Here is a 22,137-nt window from a genome sequence, read left to right on the forward strand (position 1 = left end):
CACATCTCAAAGGTATGTCAAAGCTCATCAGAACGGCAGCTAACCGACTCTTACGAGGCACATCATCAATGCCGGCTGCGAGCGATCTGGTCTTCAATGCGCTTACTGATGCGTGACATGGTGAAGCTGAAGACCCAATAGATAGCAGCGATCACAAGGAATGTTTCGCGCCAGACCCCGCCCGGCGTGCCGAGCCACTGCGGTTGACCAACGATATTTTGCGCTGCGCCGAGAAGATCGACCAGACCGATGATCACGACCAGTGAGGTGTCTTTGAACAGGGCGATGAACTGACCAACCAGCACCGGCACCACAGCCCGCAGCGCCTGCGGCAACGTAATGAGCAATGTGGTCTGAAATACATTCAGACCAAGGGCCCGCGCTGCTTCGATCTGCCCTTTGGGAATCGACTGCAAGCCACCACGCACATTTTCGGCCAGGTAAGCTGCGCTAAACAGCGTCACCGCGACAATTGCCCGTACCAGCGCATCAATACTCTCGCCGCCAGGGAGGAAGAGCGGCAGCAAGAGGGCACCCATAAAGAGCACTGTCACCAGTGGCACACCACGGATCAGCTCAATGTAGAGCACGCAAAACACGCGAATGACCGGCAATGAACTCCGGCGTCCCAATGCCAGCAGCACCCCCAGCGGAAACGAGAGCACGATACCACTGATCGCCAGCAACAACGTCAAAAGCAAACCGCCCCACAGCTTTGTCTCAACGATTGGTAGACCAAGGCCACCGCGCAAAATCAGAATGACGATAGGATAAGAGAGGACCCAGGCAATAATCAGTGGCCAGCGCAAGCGACTACCCAGCCGACGTGCCAGTTGATCGCCACCCACCAGCAACCCGGCACAGAGAAACATAAATAGCCAACCAGGTAGCGAGGTCTGATCCGGCAAATCGGGGAAGGTAAAGGCGGCAAAGCCGATTCCAACACTGATTGCGGCTGCCCCTAAGGCAACCATACGCACGACCCCACCCCACACGCCGGCACTCAATCCCAGCAGCAGTAAGACCAGCGCCATAGCTGCCTGCGGTCGCCAGAGCTGGTCGACCGGATACGTCCAGGTAAGTAAGAGCTTAATGTTCGTGAACGCAGCCGGCCAGCCAGGAGCCGTCACCATCCAGGAAACAAAACTGGTTACGGCCTGGATCACAATGTACAGGAGGACGATAGTAATAATCGCGTTGTACCAGGTTGAAAAGAGATTTTTGCGCAACCACTCGATCAGACCAATCTGCTGACGCGGTACACGACGCGAAGTTGGACGACTAACTTCAGTTGCCACAGGCGTCTCCTTTTATCGCTCGACAAGCTGGATGCGACGGTTATACCAGTTCATAAACAGCGACGTCAGCAAACTGACTGAAAGATAACTGGCCATGAGCATCAAGATCACCGGTACGGCCTGGCCAGTCTGATTGTTAATCGTATTGGCGACGTAGAAGAGATCGGGATAAGCAATTGCAATTGCCAGACTGCTATTCTTGGTCAGGTTGAGATACTGACTGGTCAGTGGCGGAATAATCACCCGCAGCGCCTGGGGCAGAATCACCAGCCGCATCGTCTGTCCGGGGGTCATACCAAGGGCACGCGCTGCTTCACGCTGGCCTTTGCTAACAGCCAGAATACCGCTGCGCACAATCTCACCGATGAAGACTGCGGTGTAAATCACCAACCCAATCAACAAGGCAGCGAAGCTGTTCGTGACTGTTACGCCGCCTTCAAAATTGAAGCGCTGCAACACCGGAATGGAAAGGCTCACCGGCCAGACACCGTCCACCAGATAGGTCACCAGAAAGCTGAGCAGCACGATACCCAGCGCGATGAGCAATGCATACGGCAAGGCAACGCCGGGTCGATCACGACGCACGAATTGAATTCGGCGCACCACGTAGAAGACGATCCCAATCACAATACCGGCATAGACCCACAACATCCAGGCATCGAAGCTACTACCCGCCTGCGGCCAGGCCAGGGTAATGCCGCGATTATGCAGAAACATCAGTCCGCCGACATCAATACTCTCTTGAATGCGAGGAAAAAGTCGGGTAAGCGAAAACCAGAAGATTAATTGCAAAAGCAAGGGAACATTCCGCACAATTTCAACATAGACCAATGCCATATTACGCAACAACCAGTTATCAGAGAGGCGAGCAATACCGAGAATTAGCCCCAGTAGCGTAGCAAGAATAATACCGATCACAGCTACACGGACGGTATTCAAAATACCAACAACAAACGCTCGCCCATACGTCATGGAAGGATCGTACTCTATAACACTTTCAGAAATAGGAAAGCCGGCCGGCACAGACAGAAAAGAGAACGTAGGCAACAGATTAGCCTGGCGCAGGCCATTAATCATATTTGAATACAAAAACCAAACCAGTGCGATCACCAAAATAGCAAACACCACTTGAACAATGATCGCAATAATCCGCGTATCACGATAAAAAGGAATATTTATTTTGCCGGGAGGAACCGATGGCGAACCAACAGCCATAACTTTCTCCTGAAGGGTAAGACCTTGAGGCACCGATCCACATAAACGCAGATTGCATTTGGAACAGTGCTTCGACTAGATAGCTTGACAACACCGCGAGTAGAATGTTGTGACAGGATAGCAGGCCATCAACCAGACAACTGAAGGAATGGCATAACTGACAATAGACCCTTCCTCCATATGGCAACGGCGGAGGATGTATCTCCTCCGCCGTTGAGGTGATGCTTAGCGGAAGGGCGGTGAGTAGAGCAGACCACCCTCGGTGTACAACGCATTCAGGCCACGGGGTAGGTTGAATGGCGTATCGGGACCGAGATTACGGTTGTAAATCTCAGCATAGTTCCCGACGTGGCGGACCACGCGAGCAGCAAAATCGTTGGACAGACCGATGCCAGCGCCCAGCTCACCCTCGATACCGAGGAAGCGGCGAATCTCCGGAACGTCGCTACCCAGGAACTGATCGAGATTTTGCGACGTAATGCCATACTCTTCAGCCTGGAAGGTAGCGAAGACGATCCAGCGCACCGCATCGAACCACTGCGGATCACCCTGACGCACTGCCGGGCCGAGCGGCTCCTTCGACATCGTTACTTCGAGAATCTTGTGATCGGCCGGATTCGACAGCAGGGTCAAGCTGGAGATGAGTCCCGACTTGTCAGTCGTAAAGCCATCACACTGGCCCGCATCGTAGGCAGCGCGCGTCGAGTCACCATCGGGGAAGACCACTGGGGTGAAGGTCAGACCACGGGCACGGAACTGATCGGCTAGGTTCAACTCAGTAGTGGTACCGGTCTGCACACAGATGGTTGCGCCATCCATGTCTTCAAGTGTATCAATACCGCTGTCCTTGCGCACCATCATCCCCTGACCATCGTAGAAAGTGGTGGGAGCCCAATCTAGACCAAGGGTTCCATCACGGCCCAGCGTCCAGGTGCTATTGCGGATGAGAACATCAATTTCACCGCTCTGCAATGCAGTGAAGCGCTCCTGAGCACTCAATGGACGGAACTCAACTTTCGTCGGATCGTCGAAGAGGGCAGCAGCAACAGCACGGCAGAAATCGATGTCAAAGCCGCGGTAGACACCAGCCGAGTCGACCGATGCAAAACCGGGCAGTGGGTTATTGTTGACACCACAGATCAGAGTGCCACGGCTAAGAATTCGTTCAATCTGACCACCGGCAGCCGGCTGATTGGTGGTGCCACCTGCCGGAGCTGAAGTTGCTGCCGGCGCAGCAGTCGGCGCCGGCGCTGCGGTTGGTTGTTCAGGTGCCGAGGTTGCCGGCTGAGCCGGCGCCGTTGTAGGTGCCTGTTGGGCTTGACCACCACAGGCGGCCAGCACTAGGCTGAGTAAACCTGCCAGAACCAGAGTAATGTGTTTGCGCATGTTCTCTCCTGTATCATCTGAATACGGTTATGCGAATACACCGGACCTTCCGGTGCTGCAAACCGTGCGGTCCCATTGAAATAAGGCGATCCACTACCTGCGGCCCCATTGCACAGCATTGACTTCATATCGTTCGGATCACGGAAATGATACCATGTTCTTGTAGATCGCGCAAATGGCTATGGTGGAAGATGGGCCGGAGCTACGGGTTTTCTTTGATCTTTACAACAATTGAACATTTTAATGTTCAATTGAGCGTTAGTAGTGAATGTAACAAATTGGGAAGCAGAACATGAGACTTTTGTATCAATGGCTCTTTGTGTTTACACTCCTTCTGACCGCATCGCCGACAGTCCTAGCACAATCCGACCAACGATGCTTTCCGGAAACCGGTTTTTGTATTAGCGGGCGCATCCGTGAGTTTTGGGAACAAAATGGTGGTTTACCCGTTTTTGGGTTTCCAATTACACCCCAGCAGGAAGAGATTGTAGAAGGAAAAGCTGTCCAGGTACAATGGTTCGAGCGTTATCGCCTCGAGCTTCACCCAGAAAATCGACGACCATACGACGTTCTCCTCGGTCGATTGGGTGCTGATCGCCTAATGCAGCAAGGGCGGGACTTTCAATCCTTTCCAACCAGCCAGCCCCAGCGCGGCTGTCGCTATTTTCCTGAAACGCAGCACAATGTGTGCGGTGACATTTTGAACATGTGGCGATCTAACGGCCTGGAGTTCGATGGTCGCCGGGGTAAGAGCGAAGCAGAAAGTTTGGCTCTCTTCGGGTTACCTCTCTCCGATCTGATGATTGAAGAGATTGATGGTCGGGTACTGCAAGTTCAATGGTTTGAACGAGCACGTTTTGAGTTGCATCCTGAGAATACACCACCGTACAACGTTCTCTTGGGGCTGCTGGGCAACGAGGTACGAGCAAGCATAAGTACGCCACCACCACCACCATCACCACCATCACCACCATCACCACCACCACTGCCACCACCTACCTTCAACAACTGCCAAGCAGACCCTAATCCAGGTGCTGCCCCAAACTATCCGGTCACAATCGTCAGGATCGACAAGCAAAGAGAGACGGTAACGTTGCGAAATGTTAGCCCTGATCCGGTCGACCTGACCGGCTGGCAAATGTGTAGTATTCGCGGTAATCAACTCCATCCGATTGGTGGTGTGCTCCTGCCCGGTGAAGAACGCTCGTTCTCTGGGCCGGAGGGCAATATCTGGAGTAACAGTCAACGCGATGACGGCGCGTTGTATGATGCAGAAGGTCGTCTGGTCAGCTATTACGTAGACCGTTAATACATGTACTATCTTCTCCGTAGCCTTGGAGGGGTTTGTCCGTCGTCTGAGAGGGCTTCAGCCCGCCTGATCCGGTGGGTTGAAGCCCTCCTTCAATTCCCGGAAATCTCTACGGGGCTGACCTGACGGCAGGGAGTAGTTCCGTGCGTGGTACTGTATAATCCCAGCAGGACTTGCACGTCATCACTCCTGCCATACCCAGGGCAATCCCTTCTGGAATGAGGCAAACCGATACATCATACCATCTACCATCTGACCGGGGGCAGGTGTAAACGGTTCAGGGTGGGTCAAGAACACGTGGTGGATCAGGTGTCGGGCGAGTGTCGGAGGCTCGCACTCCCAGGGGTAAAACAGCGTTGGCCCTGTGTCATAACTTCTACGCTATCAATTTTGACATGGTGCCACATTAGGGCGGAATGGAGTACAGGAAGCGCGGAAGTTATGTTCCCACGCTTCAAGGTAACGCGGCAATTGCTGCAAAGCTACAATACACTCCAACCTGATGGCGTTTGCACTCCAGATGACGCCAGGCGTAGTTAACCATATTGTGGGATATGGATGTAGGTGGACAACCTACCTCTCCGGAACTAGAATCAACTCCTGTAAATCTACCCCTACTGCTGCGTCACCATGAAAACCGCCGGCAGCAATTTCGGCCAACGCCTGGGCTACCGGCATTGTCCAGCGTGGACTGAAATGTACCAGGATAAGCCGACGCACGCCGGCAGCAGCGGCCACGGCACCGGCCTGACGCGGGGTGGTATGGCCGGCAAATGGTTCAGCAGTGGTCGCTTCGTGGATCAATATCTGGGCGTCGGTGGCCAGATCGACGACTGTCGGACACGGTTCAGTATCAGAGGAATAGCACACTGCTGGCACGTTCGGAGCTGCAAAGCGTAGAGCAAGACAGGGTCGACTGTGCGCGGTTATTGCCGTCGTGATGACCAGGCCATCACGAAGCTGTAGGGGTTCGCCGGGGGTAACTGGTTGCCAAATGACCGGTGTGGCCCAATCTTCCAGACCCGCTGCGGCCAGGAAAGCAGTAGCCAGTTCGATGGTTGCCGGTAGACTGTAGATCGGTAACGGTTCGGTACGCCCACCCAGCCGGAGGCTGAAGAGGAGCGCCGGTAAGCCGTTAATGTGATCACAGTGGCTGTGGGTCAGGAGAACGCCGGTGAGCCTCTGTGGATCGATACCGGCCGCCAGCATGCGACGGTAGCTTTCACCACCGACATCAACCAGGAATGGCCCACCCGGCCCATCCCATACCAGATGCGTATACGCTCGATTAGGATCGGGCAAACCTGTTCCGGTACCCAGTAATACAACCCGTGCTGTCATCATTCCTCCTCATCGATTGGGACAAGCCGCTTGCGGAGGGCGTAGATCGCTACCTGGGTACGGTCGGCCAGGTGCAGCTTTGAAAGAATATTGCTGATATGGGTTTTGACCGTCTTTTCTGAGACGACCAATGTCTCGGCAATCTCCTTATTCGACATACCCTTCGCGACCAGCCGCAGCACATCCATCTCTCGCGGGGTGAGCTGCTCGACCGGTGCTTCATTTGGGCGCGGCCTATTGAACTCCTGCATCAATTTGGCCGCCACATCGGGATGAAGAACGGCTTCACCGCGACACGCCGCCCGGATCGCGTGGGCCAGATCTTCGGGTGAGATGTCTTTGAGCAGGTATGAGATTGCGCCGGCTTTGATAGCAGGAAAGACCTTATCGTCGTCGGCAAAACTGGTCAGGACAATTACCTGTGACGAGGGGCTAACCGCTTTCAAGCGGCGTGTGGTTTCGACTCCATCAATACCGGGCATGACGAGATCCATCAAGACCACATCAGGCAGCAATTCACAGGCCAACTTCACGCCTTCGACACCGCTACCTGCTTCCCCGACTACCTCGATATCGGGTTGTAATTCCAGAAAATCGCGCAACCCCTGGCGTACCACGCGATGGTCATCAATGAGCAGTACTGTGATCTGTTCCATCCACCTACCCCTTCTTGCTACCCTTCCCTGTCGCTGATTGTGTCAAACGACCGGTATTATCTGTCTCGCATCTCATGTTACTCGGGTCGTTCAATATTGACATGACGACCACGTAGGGGGACAACAACCACAACCTCAGCACCGGCCCCAGGCCGAGAATGAACGGTGAACGAACCACCCAATTCTGCTGCGCGTTCGCGCATGCTAAGCAAGCCGAGATGCCGGCCTTCGCCAGAGGGACGAGCTGTTGGGTCGAAACCCTGACCATCATCAATAATGCGCATCGAAACCTGATCGGCATTGAATTCAAGCATTATTTGCACATTGCGGGCGGCTGCATGCTTCACAATGTTATTGAGCGCCTCCTGGACAATCCGAAAGAGTGGTTGCTCAATTCCTCGTGTATGGCGCTCATCACCGATAACGTTTAATTCTATCCGCAATCCTTCACGATGAGCCAAATGCTGGGCATGTTGTTGAATAGCAGCGACAAGTCCCTGGTCGCGCAGTGCTGGCGGGCGTAACTGAAAGATCAAGGCACGCATTTCGGCCAGTGCCGCAGTTGCCGTCTCGTGTAGCCGATCAAGTAGGGCTGGAACACGGGCCGGGTTTCGCTCGAATTGTGCTTGTGCAGCCTGTGCGGTCAGAGTCATACTGAAGAGCTGCTGACTAACGCTGTCGTGTAATTCACGGGCAAGGCGATTGCGTTCCTCCAGGGCGGCAGCCTGCTGCGCCCGCTGGTAGAGGCGTCCATTCTCTACGGCACCGGCCAGCATGTCGGCAACGGTCTCCAGTACTGCGGCATCCTCTTCGGTCAGGCCGGCTCGTTCGGGCGATTCAATATTGAGTACGCCCAACGTCTTGCCATTGGAGATCAGCGGTACACACAGCTCTGAACGGATATCGAGCCGCTCGCTGAGGCCGAGATAATCTGCTTCCGTCGCTACATCCTCGGTGCGCACAATCCGACCACTGCGCGCCGCACGTCCAACCAGTCCCAGATTGATATGCTGGCGATAGCCAACCCGCTCTGGTGCATAACGACCGGCGGATGCGACCAGGATCAGCTCATTGGCCTCTTCTTCAAGCAGGAAGAGGTCAACCTGCGGGTAACCAAAACCGCGCTGTATCTGCTGCGTTGCCAGTGGCAGCGACTCGCGCAGATCGAGCGTTGCGGTAACGATGCGGGCAATCGAGTTGAGCACAGCAAGCTGATCGGCACGACGCTGCACCTGCGCTGCCAGCCGTTGCGACTCGGCGTAGAGGCGTGCGCTGACGACCGGCCCACTCACCTGAGCGGCAATTGCCTCTAGCAGATCAACATCTTCGTCACTGAACACGCTGGCCTGCCGGCTAACTACACTCAGCATCCCGATCACCCGACCACCACTTCGCAACGGGGCGATGATACACGACGCGATGTCGGGGCCGAACAGAGCCATGTCCGGTGCGTGCAAGCGACAATCGTCTACTACAAACGGCTGACCACTCTGCACTACCCAGGCCAGTGAGCCGGAGAGTAACGGCAATTGCCTGCCGATCAGTGCATCGAGCGGTGGTGCCGCAGCCACGACCGTTAATGTCTCTTGATTATCGAGCAGTGCGACCAGCCCACTGCCGAATGCAGCAGCCAGCCGATCAATCGTCTGACGCACAATAGTATCCAAATCAAGCGTTGCCCCAACCGCACGCCCCAGTTCGGCCAGCAGTTGCTCTTTCGCCAGCAAGCGGGCGCTCCGTTCGGCCAGGCGAACATTTTCAACTGCCAGCGCCGCCTGACGGGCAATCGCTTCGACCATGCGTATAGTGACCTGGTCGGGTTGATCGGGCCAGGCCAACACAATGACGCCAATCAAGCGGTCTCCCCGCCCGCGCAACGGCGTTAACAATGCTGAGGCTGGAATAATCGCTTCGGTATCCGGCACATCAGGGGGGAGCACTGCTGCCGGAATCAGATATGAACTACTCTGCCGATATTCCGGGCGTAGGAGCGGCTGGTAGATTGCCGGCCCAATCGGTGTGGCACGCAAACGTTCGACCAGTGTTGCATCAACACCGGCAAAGGCTACCGCGTAGAGCGTATCGCTGTCGAGATCGCGTAAGCGGGCATAGACTGCCGGACTACCAACAATCCGGCGTAAGGTCTCGACAACCTCAGCAAGCAGGCTCTCAGGCGTATCGTCGGCACGTAACGCATCGCCAAATGCCAGCAGATCGCCTAACGGAAGCGTGCGATGAGTAGAATCAGCCGCCATATGCGCAGAGTCAGTCATGATTACCTCGTTATGATCATTCACATTGTCGCATATGCCGCCGGCAATTACAACTCATCTTCGTCAGCCGGTTCGGTGACAATGGGTGCCATTCCTCGCCCAATGAGAATAGGCCCGAATAGCATTGTCTGTTCAACGACAATCGCCCGTCGCTTAAGCAGTTCGAGCATCGCCCAAAACGAGACGATCACCTCTTCAGTCGTTGGGTCATTACTCAGCAGATCGGTAAAATCAAACCAGGTCGCTCGTTCCAACCGCGCACGAATCCGCTCCGCCACTTCGGCGACCGTCAATCGTGGCGCGAGTACAATCGGTTCAGGCTGTGTCAGTGGCAACTGAAGCTGACGTCGACGTTCAAGCGCGTGGAGCAGATCGGTAACACGATAGCTGACGGGGGCAGGAGCAGGGAGTAGCGGCGGTGGAGCCAGACGGACAAACGTGCTCCGGCCCTGATCCTGCCAGAGACGCAGGACTTCGGCAGCCTGTTTGAAACGGCGATACAACTCCAACTGGACCACAAGCTGTCCTGCATCCTCATCACCCGTCTCAGCAGGTACAGTTGGTGAACGGGGCAGTAGCGCTCGCGACTTGATCAAAATCAAGCGCGCTGCCATGCTCACGAACTCAGCCAGTTCACGCGGTTCAACCTCTGCTAAAGTACGGACGTGGGCCAGGTACTGGTCGGCGACACTGGCCAGGGCGATGGTCGTGATATCCAGTTCGGCCCGTTCTATCAAACGCAACAGCAGATCGAGGGGGCCAGTGAACTCCGGTAGCGTAACGGCGTAAGGCATCGATCAGTTTTGCTCATCGGCCCACTGTAGGCGGGCAGCACGACCACGGGGGTTGGGATCGTGGTAATGACGGATGGTTTCAACAATTTCCGGCGGACAACCGGCGGCAGCAGCCATCTGGGCTCCACGGGCGGCATGGCCGGCATAGAGAGCAATAGGCGGAAGAAAACGGGCGGCGATCAGGTACAGGGCCGGCCAGCGTTTGAGAATAGTTGCCAGCACGTACCAGCCAAGCGCCATTGGCCTTCCGTGATCGTCAACTTTACCACAATCGTGGTACAGCGCGGCACGCAGAAGAAACTCATCTTGTTCAGCTGCGTCGACCAGCGTGTAGTACACGTCCAGGCAGTGCCGCTGATCGTAACGTGGCATCTGATCGAACAAGCGCTGCTCTGCCGGCGTTAACAAACGCCGTACCAGATCGTATTCTGCGGGCGTGATGCAGGCATGTACAGCGCTCCGAAACTGTCGAATGCGATACGATAATGACATAGGTGACCGGTTGCCGATAAGAGATGTATCGGTTATCAATTCGGATATTATAAACCAGATAGGGCAGTATGTCCGACGCACCAATAGTAATGAGGCGGGTTGGTAGAAGTTATCCCAGTAGTTCCTGACAGAATGTATCGTGACGAGCACACGCATCATCCTCGTGACCGGCAAGGTGAATAGCATGCACGCGCTTGATCATGGGTACGGCCGTTGCGGCCTTGAGAGCGGCGATAGGGGTATAGGCAGTATGATCAATGACACACGCCTGATCATGAGCATGGCCGGTGCGGCAGCGTGGTTGCCGCACGCTACACGATGCGACATGCGCATGACAAGCGGTTAAGGCAATCAATTCGGCGGGTGATGGCACTATCGCCGATAGTCAGTGCTGCTCGCTTCCCTACCGATGTGTCGGGAGCAGAATAGACAGTTCTTAGTGATCGGCAAGCGTTTATGAGCCTGTGTGACAGACTGCTAACACGAACGCACAGCTTTTCGTGTTGGGATGGGCATACAGCCCAACCCGGCGGTACTTAAAGATGCCATCCAATATGCCGAAGCCATTCTCACCTGCTGTCGTCATCAAATCAATTGATCGCGCTCGTATCGAGCAGGCGGTTGAGCAATACTTAGCCCGACTGCGATCAGAACACCCGCAGATTGAGCGTGTGATCTGGTTTGGTTCATGGACGAATAGTTTACCGTCCCCGGGTAGTGATGTTGATCGCTACCTAATCGTCTCTGCAACCGACAAGCCGCCATGCGAGCGAGTCGCTAATTTTTGCCGATGGGATTTCCGGTAGGCATTGTGCTATTTGTTTACCCTCGTGAAGAATTCGCGCAGTTGCCGGAAGTACATCCCGGCCAGCATGCGAGCATTATTGCCGGACGAGAACTGTGAAGATTGTCGGTAATCACCACCGAACACGCAACCCATTCCTCCGTGAAGCTGCACCTGCCACAGCAAACATGGTACAATGAAACCTAAGAGCGTACGAACTACAGACGTAACTAATTGCACGATGAAACGACTAATCATTCTCCTCAGCCTGATCCTGGTTGCCTGTGGCACCACAGCAGCGCCCAATCAAGCGCTGGTAGTTGGTAATACACCAATAGCGGCGGAAAGTCGTCTGATCGACACTCGACCGGACTGGGCGGCTATTCCCGGAGAGATGGCCCCCGACTTTAGCTACACCCTGGCCGATGGCACATACAAATTGAGCGATCTGCGGGGCAAGCCGGTGATTGTCAACTTTTGGGCAACCTGGTGCCTGCCGTGTGTCGAAGAGATGCCGACGCTCGACGCGGCGCGACGTACCAATCCCGACCTGGTCATTCTGGCGGTGAACCGCAATGAATCGACCGAGGCGATCAGTGCGTTTGCGCCGAAGGTCGGAGTCAGCTTTCCGCTCATTACCGACCGTGATGGCGTCATTGGTGAACGGTATGGGGTGATCAATCTGCCGACGACGTTCTTTATCAACAGCGACGGCACGATTGCTGTTCGTCACGTAGGGGCGCTTACAGCCGAACGACTGGCCGAACGATTAGCGGAGGTACAGTGAGCAAATATACACCCGATGAGATTCTGCAGATGGCACGAGAGCGCATTGCAATGCGCCAGGCCGCAAGCCGACACTCGCTGCCGTGGGGGGCGATCTTCGCTGGTAGTTTCAGCGCACTGCTGATCGCGCTCCTCTTCAGTCCGGGGATGCCGCTGGAATGGAAGATGTATGCGGTTGTGCATGGTATCTGTGCACAGCAGCACAACATCTTTGTCGGTGGGTTACAATTTCCGCTTTGCGCACGTAACAGTGGTATCTACCTAAGCTTCATGCTCACCTTCATCTACCTCTACGCGATTGGACGGGGACGGGCCGGAGGGCTGCCGCCGTGGCACATCTCGCTCACCCTCGTGGCATTTGTGGCAATTATGGCGGTTGATGGCTTCAACTCGCTGTTTCTCGATCTTGGCTTGCCCAACTGGTACCCGCCTGACAACTTCTTGCGCACGCTCACCGGGATGGGAATGGGGATCACGATTGCGACAATGCTCCACATCGTGCTCAACAACACGCTGCGCCAAAACGTCGATCCGCAGCAGCCGGTCTTCACCCGCTGGACAGAACTCCTCGGTATCATCGCCATCGACCTACTGGCGCTGGCGGCAATTTACGGCAACCTGGGCATCACCTTCTGGCCGTTGGCCTTTCTCGCTTTCTTCGGCATCCTCGGTGTGCTCTACCTGGTGTGTCTCTTGGTAACCAGTCTGTTTATGGGGTATGAAGGAAAAGTGACCAGTATTCGCCAACTGGCGCGACCGGCAACGATTGCCCTTATCCCAACCCTGCTGATTGCCGGCACAATGTCATGGCTGCGCTTCTGGATGGAGAGTATGGGTCTTGTTATATAGATGACGAGACCGTTCGCTTTTCAGATGTAATACATCACCGTACCATCCTGGCTGCGCTTACGCTGGCAGAGATCATCAAGTGTGATGGCAGCCAGGCGGCGTTCGATGGTGGTGCGCAACTCGCTCCAAATTTCATCGATCACAGCGCGATCTGACGGCTCGGCAGGCTGAAGATCATCGCGACCACCTTCAGCAGGTAAAATAGGGCCTTCGAGGACGGTCAGCACCTCCAGGAGCGTAATCGATTCGGGGGAACGAGCGAGGAGATGACCACCCTGCGGCCCACGGAGACTCTCGACTAAACCGGCCCGTCGCAAGGTGATGAGTAACTGATTGAGATAATTGACCGGAATGCCCTGGCGGATGGCAATAGCTTCGCTCTGGATCGGCCCCTCGCCGTACCGTTGCGCCAGATCGAACAGAGCACGCAGGCCATAATCGCCTTTACTTGAGATACGCATGCATCCCTCCATATAGTCAAGTAGATCACTCAACAATTGTAGCAATAAGCCCGGCATGCGTCAACATTCCCTCTTTCCAACAAATGCCAACTTGTGGTATGATATGGGTATTCCATGACGCAGTGCGTCTAAGGGTTAGGTCGCGACCAACCATCAACCCGACTTGTGCGTCACGATGTGGAGAGCGCTTTCGCTTGTGGAAAGCGCGGCTGCAATGGTCAAGGAGGACCCAATGACCTATCAGATCAAGCGCGTTGGCGTGATCGGCGCCGGCACAATGGGTGCCGCAATTGCTGCTCTGGTGGCCGGAACCGGCATTCCGGTCATCTTGCTCGATGTCCCACCCTCTTCACTTACCGCAGAGGAAGAAGCGAAAGGTCTTACCCTCAACCACCCGCAAGTCCGCAACCGGATTGTGCAGCAGGGTTTTGAGCGGATGCGCAAGGCTCGGCCATCAAACCTCTACAGTGAGCGGAGTGCCGAACTAATTACGTTGGGCAACACTGAAGACGATTTTCACCGTTTGGCCGAATGCGACTGGATCGTCGAAGCGATTGTCGAGCAAATTGGCCCTAAGCAGGCCTTGATGGCGCGCCTAGAAGAGGTGCGCAAACCGCACGCCATCGTCACCACCAACACATCAGGTATTCCGATACGAATCATCGCGGAAGGGCGGAGTGAATCCTTCCGCCGGCACTTCTTCGGTAGTCACTTCTTCAACCCACCACGGTACCTGCGGCTACTCGAAATTATTCCCGGCGATGATGCCGATCCGGCTGTGGTAGCAGCGTTCCGTCAGTTTGCCGAAGAGCGGCTAGGCAAAGGGGTAGTTATCTGCAAAGATCGCCCCAACTTCATCGGCAACCGTATCTTTGTGTATGCCGGACAGGTTCTGATCAATTATGCCCTGCAACACGGCTACCAGGTTGAAGAGGTGGATGCACTCACCGGCCCGCTGATCGGGCGCCCAAACACGGCAAGCTTCCGCCTGCTCGACCAAGTCGGGATCGATGTGATGGCTTACGTCGCCGCAAATCTGTACGACGCGATACCCGACGACGAGAGTCGTGACGTCTATCGACAGAATGATCTGACGCAAAAGCTGGTGGCTGCCGGCAAGCTGGGGAAGAAGGTCGGCCAGGGCTTTTACAAAGAGATGCGGCAGAATGGGAAACGTGAATTCTGGGCTCTTAACTTGCAGACGCTCGAATACGTACCGCCCCAGGGAACCGCAGCAGTTGATGAACTGATCAGTGCAGCGCGTAAGATCAAAGCACTCCCCGAACGGCTGCGCTTCATTCTCGGTCGGGCCAACGAAGGTGATCGGGGTGCCCAATTGGTCGCCGCTGCCGTCTACCCAATGATGGCCTACGCCGCCCGCCGCTTACCTGAGATTGCCGATAGTGTTGCCGACGTTGACAACGCCATGCGCTGGGGTTTTGCCCACGAGCAGGGACCATTCCAGCTCTGGCAGGCAATGGGAATCGCGGAAACGGCGAGCCAGATGCGAGCCTTTGGCGAGAGTCTCCCAGCATGGGTGGATCAACTGATTGCCACCGATGGCCGTTTTTACGGTGAGATCGACGGCACGCCGGCGGCCTTTAACGTTGCAACAGGCCGACTGGAACCGATCCAGCGTGACTCACGCGCAATCGATCTGGCTGCGCTCAAAGCGGCTGGACGTGAACTGCATGGGAATGAGAGTGCCAGTGTCATCGATCTTGGTGATGGGGTGTTGTGCTTTGAGCTGCACTCGAAAGCGAACACCATTGGCGGACAAGTGATCGAAATGCTGATTAAGGCTCTCGACGAACTGGATCAGGGGCCGTGGGTTGGCATGGTGGTCGGCAATCAGGGGCCACGCTTCTCGGCAGGTCTCGATCTTAACGATGTCGGTGCAGCGGTAATGACCGGGGCCTGGGACGATATTGACGAGTACGCAGCCCTGGTTCAACAGACGTTCCGGCGCATGCGCGATAGCGCCAAACCTATTGTGAGCGCTCCGTTCGGCCAGACATTAGGCGGCGGGGTTGAACTTTCGATGCACAGTGCGGCCTCGGTTGCGGCTGCCGAAACCTATATGGGCTTTGTCGAATTCGGTGTGGGGGTGATTCCAGCCTGGGGCGGCTGCACCGAGATGAACCGGCGGATTATTGCCGCCGCCGTGCGCAACGGCAGTGATCCGCTGAAAGCCTTCCAGCAGGTCTTCGAGACGATTGCGCTGGCGAAGGTCGCTACCAGTGCTCACGAAGCCAAAGAATTGGGCTTGCTACGGCCAACCGACCGGATTGTCTTCAACCCGGACTATCTGATCGGTGAAGCGAAACGCGAAGTGTTACGCCTGGTTGCCGAGGGATATACACCGGCAGTCACGGCGAAACCTTGCTACGCACTGGGGCGGGATGGTCTGGCAGCGGCACGCATTGCCATCTATCAGATGCGTGAAGGCGGCTTTGCCACGCCATACGACGCAGTGATTGCCGACAAGCTGGCCTACGTGCTGTGTGGTGGCGAACTGAGCAGCCCGCAGTGGGTTGATGATGTGTATATGCATGCGCTCGAACGGGCGATGGTTCTCGAATTGCTTAAAGACCCGCGCACACAGGCCCGCGCCCAGCATATGCTCGAGCACGGTAAACCATTGCGGAATTAAGCCGGATGTATTTTTGAGAGACGTTGCCGTTGAGATGATCGTCCACACGGCAGAGGCAGCAGTTATACCGGAGACATCAGGAGAAGGCATCTTCAAGACCATTAGCCGGGAAACCTGACAGTTCTCGTGCCGAACGGCAGGGTAGCACAGGATGATAGCCTGTGCTACAAAGGCAACAAGATATAGACCTGTTTCTTCGTAACCGAAGCAGAAGTGAGACCCGTTCCCGGTTCTCATGGCACTCACGATGAACAAAGGAGTATCACAATGCGTGAGGCAGTGATTGTTTCTGGAGTACGCACGGCAGTTGGCAAGGCCGGTCGAGGTGCGCTGCGTACTGTTCGTCCCGACGATCTGGCAGCGATCGTCGTGAAAGCGGCTATTGAACGGGCTAGCATTGATCCGGTATTGGTGGAAGACGTGATTATAGGCTGTGCCATGCCTGAAGGTGAACAGGGCCTGAACGTTGCCCGGATCGCCGCCCAACGCGCCGGCCTCCCCGACAGCGTGTGTGGCGTTACCGTCAACCGGTTCTGCGCTTCGGGATTGCAGACGATTGCGATGGCGGCCTACCAGGTTATGTCAGGGCAAAGTGATGTTGTAGTGGCCGGCGGCACCGAAAGCATGAGCATGGTGCCAATGAGTGGTAATAAGTTCTCGCCGAACCCCTATCTGGCCCAGCACGATCCGGCAGTGTATATGAGCATGGGCTTAACCGCCGAGCAGGTAGCGCGGCGCTTTGAAATTGATCGTGAAGAGCAGGATGCCTTCGCCTTGCGATCCCATCAGCGCGCACTGGCAGCCCAGGCTGCCGGACTATTCGACCGGAGCATTGTGCCGGTGGAAGTGGAGCTGGTCGAGCCAGGGACAGATGGTCGCCCACAGCGCCGTGTCCTGGTCTTCGGCCGTGATGAGGGACCACGTGCCGACACCTCAGCCGAGGCCCTGGCGAAACTGAAGCCGGTCTTTGCCGCCGATGGTACCGTTACCGCCGGCAACTCATCCCAGATGAGCGATGGTGCAGCTGCTGTTGTCGTGATGAGTGCTGAACGTGCCGCAGCGCTAGGCCTGAAACCAAGGGCACGCTTTGTGAGCTTTGCAGTCGGCGGGGTAGAGCCAGAAGTAATGGGGATTGGCCCCGTCGTTGCCATACCTAAAGCGCTGAAACTGGCCGGCCTGACCCTTGCCGACATTGATCTGATCGAACTTAATGAAGCCTTTGCTGCCCAATCAATTGCAGTGATCCGCCAGCTCGATCTTGACGAAGAGCGGGTCAATGTCAACGGCGGTGCAATTGCGCTAGGACATCCGCTGGGATGCACCGGTGCCAAATTGACCGTCCAGATCCTCGATGAACTCGAGCGGCGCGGCGGTCGTTACGGCATGGTGACGATGTGCATCGGGGGAGGTATGGGTGCCGCAGGCATTTTCGAGCGGATTGGCTAAGGCACGACGCCTGTTGCAATCAGGGTGATCAATAACAGGGCGGGGGCTATGCCTCCGCCCTGTTGGTAGGGCTACGGGTGCCGGCCGTCCAGGCCGGCCACGTCCCAATCACGGCGACGAATCGAGCGTCTACCGGCCAAACGCGTGACGCCAGTGGATTGGTGTATTATTATGCACGATACGACGATCCCGCCATCGGGCGGTTTCGCTCCGCCGACACCATCATTCCCGGCAGCCCGCCGCTCACCGTCTGGCCGAGCGATGCGACAGCGCAGGGGATGTGGCGCAGCGCCGGCAGCGGCCCGGTCAATCCGCAGGACCTGAACCGCTATGCGTATGCGCTGAACAATCCACTGAAGTACACCGACCCGACGGGGCATCTGCCACTGCTGCCGGTGCTCATCGCTGGCGGGCTGGCGCTGCGGAAGGCGATTGACGACGGCTGGACGGCGTGGAATACGACTCACCCTTCCCTATACCCATACCTCTAGATCGGTACGTGCTCCGCGCACACCTCTCAGCCCTTCTACCTTCACTTATCAGCGGCACCATCCGCGATAACGCGAACAATCTGGGTACCTGGCGGCTTCTGGAGTGGCGTGCGGGATTGCGGTTTGCAACGACAGCGTGATCAGTCTGGTGATCGACGCAGGCGCCACGTTCCAGCGATACCCCCACCCCGCCCTACCATCGCCTATACATCACCCAAATGTCACGCTGCGTTAGGCGGGGCTACAAGCGCTCCCCGTGGCGCAGGCTTCCAGCCCGCGTGCCAGCATCACCGCCACCGCCGGCAGGTGCTGACCATGGCCGCTGGTGGGCAGGCACGAATCTGGTGCAACCACACGTCTATGCGCAGGTAGCGTATTCATGCCTGACCGACCCAGCACCCCCGTGACCAGGATGGGTAACAATGTACCACGCGCTGGATCGTGAGCGCGGCTGCCGCGGCAGCATGGCTGCCACACTCCACGCCGCGCGACACGCGCATGACGAGCGGGTACGGCAATTCATCCAGCACATGCTGGCACAGCCAGAGCGGCGCACTGTCACATGGCCAGTCACCCAAAACAGCACCTATGGCGATCATACCCGTTGATGCGCAAATGGTTAACGCTATATGATAGTTGTTGGTAATGCATAGCCCACCACCACCAAGCGTCGCAACACTCCCCACTCCCCATCTCCTATTTCCTCAAAAAGTGATATAGTACGCAAGACAACACAAAGCGCTCGTATCACTCGCGGGGTGTTCCTGCTGGAGTAAGGTTATGTACGAATTATCTAAGTTGTACGCTGCATTTGAGCAGTACTTCGGTCATCCACCAACCCGCATCGCTCGCGCTCCTGGTCGGGTGAATTTGATCGGCGAGCATACCGATTACAACGATGGTTTTGTCTTCCCGATGGCACTGGATCGCGCTACCTATGTGGCGGCCCGGCCACGCAACGATCAGATTGTGCGGGTGTTTAGTATAAAGTTCCGCGACGAGGATCAGTTCGATTTACAGCAGATTGTGCGCGATGAACGCCGGCAGTGGGTGAATTATATTCGCGGTGTGGCAAAAGGGTTACTGGCCCGTGATTTGCCGCTGCGTGGTGCCGATTTGATGATCGATAGCGATGTCCCGGCGGGGAGTGGCCTCTCGTCGTCGGCGGCACTGGAGGTGGCGGTTGGGTATACGTTTCAACTGCTGAACAATATCAACCTGCTCGGTGAGGAGCTGGCGCTGGTGGCGCAGGGCGCGGAGCATACGTTTGTTGGGGTCAAGTGTGGGATTATGGATCAGTTGATCGCTGCCCTGGGTGAAGCCGGCCATGCGCTGCTGATCGACTGCCGCGACTTGAGTTATCGTCCGGTACCGATTCCCGCCGAAGCGCGGGTAGTCGTGTGCGATAGCGGTGTACGCCATCGCCTGGCCGGTTCGGAGTACAATCAGCGCCGCGCCGGTTGCGAAGAAGCGGTGCGCCTGCTCAAGCCGGCGTTGGGGAAGATTCAGGCACTGCGTGATGTGCGTTCGAGCGATCTGGCTACGTATGGGCACCTGTTACCGCCCGATGTGCTGCCGCTGGCCCGCCATGTGGTGAGCGAAAATGAGCGCACGCTGGCGGCTGCCGAGGCGCTGGCCGCCGGCGATCTGGTGAAGATGGGCCAGTTAATGGTCGCTTCGCACGTAAGTTTGCGCGACGACTATCGGGTGAGTGTACGCGAACTCGATACGCTCGTCGATCTGGCGCTGGCCGCACCGGGTTGCTTCGGCAGTCGCATGACCGGCGGTGGTTTCGGTGGTAGCACAGTGTCGCTGGTAGCCGCCGATCACGTTGATGCGTTCGTGGCAGTGATGGTAGACGGCTATGCCATTCGTACCGGACGCAAACTGCAACCGCTGGTCTGCACCGCTGGCGCCGGGGTGTCGTGTGTCTACGCCAGTGAAGAGGAATAGGGTCTCACCCTGCGGATGGTTCGCCTGCGCGGGGCAAGCCGGCAGAGCGGCCATCCGCTGGTGGTGCGGAATCGCCACGGGGCAGGCAGGTGCAATTCAGCGCTGACCCACTCTCGCCAATTGCACGACCGCCCTGCCTGCCGGAGCGTAATCTATAGCGGAAATATCGTATCGCCGACCGGCAAATCGTCAATCATCCATCCGTTTATCCCTATCAGGGGGGCTCGCGCCGGTGCCGGCGGAATAAGGCTGGACACGAGGCGCCCAAGGAGATCGTAAGTACCCTTGTGGGAGGAGCGTATGCTGGGTCGCATCTTTGCACCACTGTCAACCGTTTCGCTGCCGTTGGTGTATGGGTTGAGCCATCGCGCACTGCTGCGTATGGGGGCAACCAGCCAGGAGCGTTGTCTGAACGGGATTCGTGCTCACTATTACGCTATGCCGGCCCGTGGGACGGGCGATCTGCCGGTGCTGCTGTTGCACGGGATCGCTGACCGCGCCCAGACCTGGTCGTTTGTGATGCCGCAATTGACCACGATTGGGCCGGTGTATGCGCTCGATCTGGCCGGGTTTGGGCTGAGTGGGTTTCCGCCCGGTCAGCACTACGCCACCATCGAGCAGCAGGTGGCACTGGTGCAGGCGTTTATTCGCGAGGTGATCGGACGACCGGCGTTACTGGTCGGCAACTCGATGGGGGGGTGGATTTCCATTCGGGTCGCGCTGGCCACGCCAGAACTGGTGGTTGGGCTGGTGCTGCTCGCGCCGGGGGGCGCAATCTTGCGTGGGCGCGAGTCGTGGGAGCCGTTTCTGCACACCATCGAGCTGGCCGATGCCCGCACGGTACGGCAGGCTCTGCGCCAGATGTATGGCCGGCCACCGCTGCCGCTCTACCTGGCCGGCCACGGCCTGCGCTCAATCTTTCACCGCGACTCGGTGACCCAATTCATCGCCCATCTCGACGAACAGGCGATGCTGCGTCCCGCCGACCTGCAAGCGCTTCAGGTGCCGACGGCGCTGATCTGGGGCGAGGCCGACCGCTTCCTGCCGCCCGAATCACGCGAGTTCTTCTGCGCCAATCTGCCCAACCCGCGCCTGCTGCTCTTGCCGGGCTGCGGTCATATGCCGCAACAGCAACGGCCACGCCAGGTTGCCACCTTCATCCGGCGTTTTGCTCAGGAGATAAGCGACCAGGCGCCGGCAACAATAGCCCAGCGCCACAGCCAACACAGCGCAGGGTAAGCAAAAGTACAGAGAGGAAACCGCAATGATTCTGTCCGGCACTCGTGAAGCGGTACTGCTGAGCGTGCAGCGGATTGATATTCACGGCACAATCTTCTACGACGTCACCTTCCACCACACCGGTGAAACGCAACCGATCCGCGCTCGGATCGGGGCCGAGAGCGTCTATCCCAACCCCCAGCCTGGCGATCAGGTGCTGGTAAGCTACGTGGTGGGGGTGGTGACCAACATCACCCCACGCCCGTCATAAATCAGCCTTTGCATAGGCCGCCCGGTGTTCGACGGCCCGTAGGAGGGAGAGAGATCGTCCACAACTTACCGAATCGGGGCGTACACCCGATACTTGCTCAACCATCGTCAGCGTGCGATGTGGTTTTACCTCCGCGTTGCTGGCAAGGTGGAGGTTTCAGCATATTCTCTCCAGGATTCCGTAGCGCAACGTTTAGAGTGCGGCAGCCATGCTGCCGTACCTGGCACGCTCACGGTCAGGGGCGTGTCGGAGCGGTAAGCCTGATGGTAACGGGTACGACATGGAGCGAATGACCAGATAGTGTCCTCGACGATAATGAACAGTATCGATCCAGATTTGATGTGACGACCATGCATACTCGCAGATACTGAACATCAGCAAGTTGTAAGCCAGCGCTACCCCACGGCTGGTTGGTCGCAGCACGGCTGGCGCGGCCGCATGGCTGCCGCACTCCATACTGA

At 56.9% G+C, this 22,137-nt stretch carries 19 protein-coding genes and 1 pseudogene; 10 read left to right on the forward strand and 10 right to left on the reverse strand.

What is annotated here, in order from left to right; all coding sequences use genetic code 11:
* Positions 1–65: 65 nt before the first annotated feature.
* The 3 genes from VAE55_RS03495 to VAE55_RS03505 all read right to left on the reverse strand — a co-directional run bounded on the left by VAE55_RS03495 (position 66) and on the right by VAE55_RS03505 (position 3,899).
* Entirely contained in the window at positions 66–1,298 is a 1,233-nt protein-coding gene (locus VAE55_RS03495; RefSeq protein ID WP_322814426.1) for an amino acid ABC transporter permease, read from the reverse strand.
* Between the two features lie 12 nt (positions 1,299–1,310).
* Positions 1,311–2,513 (reverse strand): ABC transporter permease subunit, encoded by a 1,203-nt coding sequence (locus VAE55_RS03500; RefSeq protein ID WP_322814427.1) that lies wholly within the window; start codon positions 2,511–2,513, stop codon positions 1,311–1,313.
* 225 nt (positions 2,514–2,738) lie between these two features.
* Positions 2,739–3,899 (reverse strand): amino acid ABC transporter substrate-binding protein, encoded by a 1,161-nt coding sequence (locus tag VAE55_RS03505; RefSeq protein WP_322814428.1) that lies wholly within the window; start codon positions 3,897–3,899, stop codon positions 2,739–2,741.
* A gap of 292 nt (positions 3,900–4,191) precedes the next feature.
* On the opposite strand from VAE55_RS03505, the gene VAE55_RS03510 reads away from it, so the two are divergent.
* Positions 4,192–5,208, forward strand: a complete 1,017-nt coding sequence (locus tag VAE55_RS03510; protein ID WP_322814429.1) for a hypothetical protein — start codon at positions 4,192–4,194, stop codon at positions 5,206–5,208.
* Positions 5,209–5,781: 573 nt separating this feature from the next.
* On the opposite strand, the gene VAE55_RS03515 is transcribed toward VAE55_RS03510, so the two are convergent.
* The 5 genes from VAE55_RS03515 to VAE55_RS03535 all read right to left on the reverse strand — a co-directional run bounded on the left by VAE55_RS03515 (position 5,782) and on the right by VAE55_RS03535 (position 10,764).
* A complete protein-coding gene (locus VAE55_RS03515; RefSeq protein ID WP_322814430.1) occupies positions 5,782–6,549 on the reverse strand; it encodes an MBL fold metallo-hydrolase in 768 nt (255 codons plus the stop codon).
* The gene (locus VAE55_RS03520; RefSeq protein WP_322814431.1) at positions 6,549–7,205 is read right to left on the reverse strand and encodes a response regulator transcription factor; all 657 of its coding nucleotides are present in this window, start codon (positions 7,203–7,205) and stop codon (positions 6,549–6,551) included. The genes VAE55_RS03515 and VAE55_RS03520 overlap by 1 nt, the downstream gene beginning before the upstream one ends.
* A 77-nt stretch (positions 7,206–7,282) precedes the next feature.
* A complete protein-coding gene (locus VAE55_RS03525; RefSeq protein ID WP_322814432.1) occupies positions 7,283–9,478 on the reverse strand; it encodes a GAF domain-containing protein in 2,196 nt (731 codons plus the stop codon).
* A 47-nt stretch (positions 9,479–9,525) separates the two neighbouring features.
* A complete protein-coding gene (locus VAE55_RS03530; protein ID WP_322814433.1) occupies positions 9,526–10,272 on the reverse strand; it encodes a ScpA family protein in 747 nt (248 codons plus the stop codon).
* 3 nt (positions 10,273–10,275) lie between these two features.
* Positions 10,276–10,764 carry an HDIG domain-containing metalloprotein gene (locus VAE55_RS03535; RefSeq protein ID WP_322814434.1) on the reverse strand — a complete coding sequence of 163 codons (489 nt, stop codon included), beginning with the start codon at positions 10,762–10,764 and terminating at the stop codon, positions 10,276–10,278.
* 554 nt (positions 10,765–11,318) lie between these two features.
* Between VAE55_RS03535 and VAE55_RS03540 the strand changes: the two genes are divergently transcribed.
* From VAE55_RS03540 to VAE55_RS03550, 3 genes are all read left to right on the forward strand, one after another.
* Complete coding sequence (locus tag VAE55_RS03540) at positions 11,319–11,570, forward strand: nucleotidyltransferase domain-containing protein (protein ID WP_322814435.1); 252 nt, start codon at positions 11,319–11,321, stop codon at positions 11,568–11,570.
* Between the two features lie 219 nt (positions 11,571–11,789).
* Entirely contained in the window at positions 11,790–12,335 is a 546-nt protein-coding gene (locus VAE55_RS03545; protein ID WP_322814436.1) for a TlpA disulfide reductase family protein, read from the forward strand.
* The gene (locus tag VAE55_RS03550) at positions 12,332–13,183 is read left to right on the forward strand and encodes a DUF2085 domain-containing protein (protein ID WP_322814437.1); all 852 of its coding nucleotides are present in this window, start codon (positions 12,332–12,334) and stop codon (positions 13,181–13,183) included. Before VAE55_RS03545 ends, VAE55_RS03550 begins: the two co-directional genes overlap by 4 nt.
* Before the next feature lie 20 nt (positions 13,184–13,203).
* Here the strand turns inward: VAE55_RS03550 and VAE55_RS03555 are convergent, their stop codons facing one another.
* Positions 13,204–13,644 carry an Rrf2 family transcriptional regulator gene (locus VAE55_RS03555; protein WP_322814438.1) on the reverse strand — a complete coding sequence of 147 codons (441 nt, stop codon included), beginning with the start codon at positions 13,642–13,644 and terminating at the stop codon, positions 13,204–13,206.
* A 232-nt stretch (positions 13,645–13,876) separates the two neighbouring features.
* Between VAE55_RS03555 and VAE55_RS03560 the strand changes: the two genes are divergently transcribed.
* The 6 genes and pseudogenes from VAE55_RS03560 to VAE55_RS03585 all read left to right on the forward strand — a co-directional run bounded on the left by VAE55_RS03560 (position 13,877) and on the right by VAE55_RS03585 (position 21,676).
* Positions 13,877–16,297 (forward strand): 3-hydroxyacyl-CoA dehydrogenase/enoyl-CoA hydratase family protein, encoded by a 2,421-nt coding sequence (locus VAE55_RS03560; protein WP_322814439.1) that lies wholly within the window; start codon positions 13,877–13,879, stop codon positions 16,295–16,297.
* Between the two features lie 267 nt (positions 16,298–16,564).
* Entirely contained in the window at positions 16,565–17,743 is a 1,179-nt protein-coding gene (locus VAE55_RS03565) for an acetyl-CoA C-acyltransferase (RefSeq protein ID WP_322814440.1), read from the forward strand.
* A 161-nt stretch (positions 17,744–17,904) separates the two neighbouring features.
* A pseudogene (locus tag VAE55_RS03570) lies at positions 17,905–18,201 on the forward strand (hypothetical protein); the annotation flags it as partial.
* A gap of 813 nt (positions 18,202–19,014) precedes the next feature.
* A complete protein-coding gene (gene galK, locus VAE55_RS03575; RefSeq protein ID WP_322814441.1) occupies positions 19,015–20,187 on the forward strand; it encodes a galactokinase in 1,173 nt (390 codons plus the stop codon).
* Between the two features lie 300 nt (positions 20,188–20,487).
* The gene (locus VAE55_RS03580) at positions 20,488–21,426 is read left to right on the forward strand and encodes an alpha/beta hydrolase (RefSeq protein WP_322814442.1); all 939 of its coding nucleotides are present in this window, start codon (positions 20,488–20,490) and stop codon (positions 21,424–21,426) included.
* Between the two features lie 25 nt (positions 21,427–21,451).
* A complete protein-coding gene (locus tag VAE55_RS03585; RefSeq protein ID WP_012259545.1) occupies positions 21,452–21,676 on the forward strand; it encodes a hypothetical protein in 225 nt (74 codons plus the stop codon).
* Between the two features lie 192 nt (positions 21,677–21,868).
* Here VAE55_RS03585 and VAE55_RS03590 read toward each other — a convergent pair.
* On the reverse strand, positions 21,869–22,137 hold a 269-nt coding region (locus VAE55_RS03590; protein WP_322814443.1), incomplete at its 5' end, for a hypothetical protein.

Source organism: Chloroflexus sp. (assembly GCF_034432675.1).
In the GTDB taxonomy this organism is placed as follows: Bacteria; Chloroflexota; Chloroflexia; order Chloroflexales; family Chloroflexaceae; genus Chloroflexus.